At 74.7% G+C, this 5,045-nt stretch carries 5 protein-coding genes; 4 read left to right on the top strand and 1 reads right to left on the bottom strand.

Translation table 11 applies throughout. From position 1 onward, the window contains the following. On the bottom strand, nt 1–425 hold a 425-nt coding region (locus AC2CHG_RS29890), incomplete at its 3' end, for an arsenate reductase/protein-tyrosine-phosphatase family protein (RefSeq protein WP_484526058.1). Nucleotides 426–548: 123 nt separating this feature from the next. Here AC2CHG_RS29890 and AC2CHG_RS29885 point away from each other — a divergent pair. From AC2CHG_RS29885 to AC2CHG_RS29870, 4 genes are all read left to right on the top strand, one after another. Then, nucleotides 549–1,790, top strand: a complete 1,242-nt coding sequence (locus AC2CHG_RS29885) for a glycosyltransferase family 4 protein (RefSeq protein WP_484526057.1) — start codon at nt 549–551, stop codon at nt 1,788–1,790. Nucleotides 1,791–1,893: 103 nt separating this feature from the next. Further along, nucleotides 1,894–3,645 (top strand): DUF4012 domain-containing protein, encoded by a 1,752-nt coding sequence (locus AC2CHG_RS29880; protein WP_484526056.1) that lies wholly within the window; start codon nt 1,894–1,896, stop codon nt 3,643–3,645. Between the two features lie 13 nt (nt 3,646–3,658). Beyond that, nucleotides 3,659–4,279: a hypothetical protein gene (locus AC2CHG_RS29875; RefSeq protein ID WP_366623879.1), complete on the top strand. Its 621-nt coding sequence runs from the start codon at nt 3,659–3,661 to the stop codon at nt 4,277–4,279. Nucleotides 4,280–4,377: 98 nt separating this feature from the next. Further along, entirely contained in the window at nt 4,378–4,794 is a 417-nt protein-coding gene (locus tag AC2CHG_RS29870) for a protein-tyrosine phosphatase family protein (protein ID WP_366623881.1), read from the top strand. Nucleotides 4,795–5,045: the final 251 nt, after the last annotated feature.

Here is a 5,045-nt window from a genome sequence, read left to right as displayed (position 1 = left end):
GCCGACACCGCCGCGCGCAACGGCGTGCCCGCGTCCGCCTCCGCCTCGGCGGGGCGGGCCTCCGCGGCGAGCCGGGCGAACTGCCGCAGCGTGAACGTCCGGGTCAGCGCGGCCGGCGCCAGCGAGGTGCAGGCCGAGCGTTGCCGGCGGGTCGCGGTCAGCACCAGCGCCGCACCGGTCAGGTGCTCGGCGCGCAGCCGGCGGGTGCGGAAGGCCACCGGGTCCGCGCCAGCGGCCGCGGTCACCTCGACCGCGTACGGGTGCATGGCCGCCCCGTCGATCGCGTCGGTTCCCGCGCTGGCCACCGTCAGCGGCAGGCCCGCCAGCATGCGGCGGGCGATGAACTCCGCCATCGGTGACCGGCACATGTTCGCGTGGCAGACGAAGAGCACCTCGTCGACCATCTGCACCCCTCTCGTCGGCACGGTCGCGACGGAGGGTGCCGCGACGGCGTTCTTCCGGCGGTCGCGGCCGGACGCAGAGGGGATGCGGGAATGGTACGCGGTGCGGCGCCCGGCCGTCCGGAAAGCCGCGCCGGGAGCGCGGTCATGAGGGTCGGCATCCTCACCTACCACTTCCCGCCGGAGCCGGCGTTCGTCCCGGGCAGCCTGGCCGAGGAGCTGGTGGCCCGGGGTCACGAGGTACGGGTGCTCACCGGATTCCCGGACTACCCGGGCGGCCACGTCTATCCCGGCTGGCGGCAGCGCTGGCGGCACCAGACGCACAGCGAGCGGCTGGCCGTGCGCCGGGTGCCCCGGTACGCCGCGGGCGACGGCTCCGCCCGCGCCCGTACCGCGAGCTGGCTCTCCTTCGCCGGCAGCGCCGCGCTCGCCGGACGGGGCCTGCTGCGCGACGTCGACGCGCTCTACATCTACGGGCACCCGGCGGTCACATTCGCCGCCACCGGGCTGCTGCGGCTGCTCGGCCGTACGCCGACGGTCCTGCACGTGCAGGACGTGTGGACGGAGCGGGACGGTCGCGCGGCGCCGGACGGCGGCTGGTCGGCGCGGCTGGAGGCCGCCTCCCGCCGCCTCCACCGGGAGGCTGCGGTGGTGGCCGTCGGTTCGCCGTCCATGGCGGATCTGGTCCGCGCCGCCGGGGCCGACCCGGGCCGGGTGCGCGTGGCGCCGAACTGGACCGACGAGCGCATCTTCCGCCCCACCCAGGCCGGGCCGGTGGTGCGGCGGCTGGTCCGCCGGGACGACCGCTGCGTGGTGATGCACGCCGGGACGATCGGCGCGCGCCAGGATCTGGAGACGGCGGTCCGGGCGGCCGCGGCGCTCGGCGACCGGATGGATCTGGTGCTCGTCGGCTCCGGTCCGCAGGAGCGGCGGGTGCGAGGGCTCGCCGCTGATCTCGGCGCGGACAACGTCAGGTTCCTGGAGCGACGGTCCGCGGTGGACATGCCGCAGCTGTACGCCGCCGCCGACTACCAGCTCGTGGCCCAGCGCGACCTGCCGGAGCTGCGGGGCCGGGTGCCCGGCAAGCTCCAGGCCGCGCTCTCCTGCGCCGCGCCGGTGGTCGCCTCCGCAGCGGGGGAGACGGCGGAGCTGGTGGAGCGGGCCCGCGCCGGCCTGTCCTGCCCGCCGGAGGACTGGGCGGCGCTGGCCGACCGCTTCTGGCTGGCCGCCGCCATCCCGCCGGCCGCCCGGCTCGACATGGGCAGGCGGGGCCGCGACGCGTACCTGCGGGACATGTCGATGCGAGCCGGCGTGGACCGGATCGAGGCGCTGCTGCACGAGGCGGCCGAGCGGTCCTCGAACGGAATAAAGCTCGCACACAGCCGATGAATTGCCAAAGTGTCGAACAACGCCTCAAACAGGCACTTCCTCGTGCTAAAAAGCACTCGATCGCGAATTGTGTCCGATTCGACCGACACGTAGGGGGAAATCCGTGACCGGACCTGGTGCCACGCCCGGCCGGGTCCGCCGGATCCTGCTGACCGGGCTGGTCGTCGTGTCGGTGCTGCTCAGCGCCGGCGGCTGGGTCGCGTTCCGGGGCTGGCAGGCCCGCGCCCACCTGGTGAACGCCGCCGGGCTGGCCCGGGAACTCAGCGCCCAGGTGCTCGACGGCGACGTGGCCCGCGCCCAGCGCACGCTCGCCGCGTTGCAGGAGCAGGCCGCCGCCGCGCGCGGCGAGACCGGCGATCCGGTGTGGTGGGTGGGCCAGCAGACGCCGTACGCGGGGGACAACCTGACCGCGGTCCGGCAGATCTCGGTGGCGGTGGACGACCTGGCCCGGCTCGCGTTCCCCACGCTGCTGCGCGTCGACCTCGCCTCGCTGGTGCCGAAGCAGGGCAAGCTCGATCTGGCCCGCCTGCGCGCCGTCTCGGCCGAGGTGTCCGCCGCCGACCAGGCCGTGCGCCGCACCGCCGACCGGCTGCGGCTGGTGCCAACCGGCGACCTCGTGACGCAGGTACGCGACGCGGTCGTCGCGCTGCGCACCGAGCTGGACCAGCTCGGCGAGCTGACCTCGGCCGCCGACCGGGGCGCCCGGCTGCTGCCGCCGCTGCTCGGCGCGGACGGGCCGCGCACCTACCTGCTGGTCTCGCAGAACCCGGCCGAGCTGCGCGCCACCGGCGGCATGTTCGGCGCGTACGCCGTGCTGCGCGCCGAGGGCGGAGGGATCCGCCTGGTGAAGCAGGGCAGCTCGTCCGACCTGCGGTTCTTCGACCCGCCGCTGAAGGTCGGCGCGGACGCGAAACGGCTCTGGGGTGACCTGCCGGGCATCTATCCGGCGGACGTGAACCTCACGCCGGACTTCCCGGCCGCCGCCGCGCTCTACCGGGACATGGTGCGCCGCCGGACCGGCACCACTGTGGACGGGGTGCTGGCGGTGGACCCGGTGGTCCTGTCGTACCTGCTCGGCGTCGTGGGTCCGGTGAACGTGCCGGACGGGCCGTCGCTGGCCGCCGCCACCGCGGTACGGACGCTGCTCAGTGACTCGTACCGGGACCTGGACACGAAGGACCAGGACGAGTTCTTCAGTAGATCCGCGTCGGGCGTCTTCGACACGCTGTTCACCAAGACGGTAGACCCGAAGGCGCTTTTGACCGTTTTTACCCGTTCAATCAATGAACGTCGGATATTGTTCTGGAGTGTCCGATCTGAGGAGCAGCGCGCACTGGCCGGCAGCCGGCTGGCCGGTCAACTCCCGGAGAAGGACACCGTGCCGACCGTCGGCGTGTTCCTCAACGACGGCAGCGGCGCGAAGCTCGGCTACTACCTCAGGTTCTCGGCCACCGTGACGGTCGGCGAATGCCACCCGGACGGGCGCCGCGAGCTGCGGCTGCGGGTGACGGTGCACTCCACCGCACCCAAGTCGGGCCTGAGCAAGTCGGTCACCGGGCTGGCCCTGGCCGGCGACAAGTACACCGCACGCACGTTCGTCTCCGTGCACACGCCCACCGGCGGCGCCGTGCTCACCGGCCGGCTGGACGGACGGGACACCGCGATGGGCAGCGGAACCCACGGCCGCCGCCAGGTCGCGGTGGCGAACGTGGAGACCCGCCCGGGGCAGACCCGGACGCTCGACGTCACGGTGCTCACCGGACAGACCGGCGCCGGGACTGCCGAACTGGTGCACACGCCCACCGTCACCCCATGGACCACCCAAGTAGTCAACGCACCAAGCTGTGAACAGTAGGAGGGAAACCATCATGCGGCTATCCCGCATCATCATGGCGCTCACGGTGGGCCTGGCCGTAGCGGCCGTGCCGACCGCGGCCGGGGCGGCGCAGCCGCAGCCCCCGGTCTACCCGCCCGAGGTCGCGTCGCTGACCGTCTCACCGACGACCATCCGGCTCGGCGAGACGTTCACCCTGCGGGGTTCGAACTTCGCGCCGAACGAGTCGGTGCGCATCGACGTGGCGATCACGGGCCTGCCCGCGGCCGCCCCCGCCGAGGGGACCGCGCGGCGCAGCGACGGCAGCACGGTGGCGATGGCGCCCGTCGCCTACACGCCCAACCGGGCCCAGCCGCAGCCCGCGCCGACCACGTTCACCGTGACGGCCGACGCCAGCGGCAACTTCACCGTCACCTACCGGCCGACCCGGCCGGGCCGGTACACGTTCACCGCCACCGGTCTGACGTCCGGGCGGATCGCGAGCGCGACCGGCACCGTTCTGCCGCCGCGGCCGACCCGCTCGCCGCACCACGGCGGGCTGCCGGTCACCGGTGACAGCATCGGTACGCCGCTGAAGCTCGGTGGGGGCCTCGCCGCCGCCGGTGCGGTGCTGCTGCTGGCGTCCATGGCCTGGCGTCGCCGCCGCCTCGGCTGATCCGGGGTGCGCCGGGGACGACCCGGCTCGATCGTGAGTGCCCGCCGGACTCCGTCCGGCGGGCACTCACGTGTCCGGGCGACACGACACAATGAGCCATGGACGCGACACCGTGGACCGATCAGGCCGGCCTGCTCACGCTGCCCGGTGGCGCCACCGTACGCGGGCGCAAGGTCGCCGCGCCCGCCTCGCCCGCCGACTTCGCCCTGCTGCTGGCGCCCGGTCCCGAGCCGGAGTGGCCGTCCCGGCGGGTCCGCTGGCCCGACTTCTGGATCCCGGCCGACCGCGCCGACGCCCTCGACGCGCTGCGGGAGGCGTGGCGGCGCGCGTACGCGGGGGAGCGGGTCGAGGTGGCCTGCCACGGCGGCATCGGCCGCACCGGCACCGCGCTGGCCGCCCTCGCCGTGCTGGACGGGCTGCCGCCCGCGCGGGCGGTGGCCTGGGTGCGGTCCGGCTACCACAGGCGCGCGGTCGAGACGCCATGGCAGCGGTGGTGGCTGCGCGGCGTGCGCTGACGCCCCGGCCGGTCACCGACCGGGACCGCATGATCGGCACCGCGTCACGACACCGGTGAGCCGTCCGGACCTGATCATCCGGCTCGGTAGGGTGCCATCTCATGAGAGCCCGGGTCCTGGCCGCCGCCACCGCCGTCACCCTGCTCACCATCGGCGTTCCGGCCCCGGCCACCGCCGCCGCCCCGGCGCTCACACCCGCAGCCGCCCCGGCTGGCGTAGCCGCAGCCGCGCCGGCCGCGGCACCCGTGCCC

The sequence above is a fragment of the Micromonospora sp. ATLC20 genome (assembly GCF_057196585.1).
This window is presented reverse-complemented; position numbering and strand designations above follow the sequence as displayed.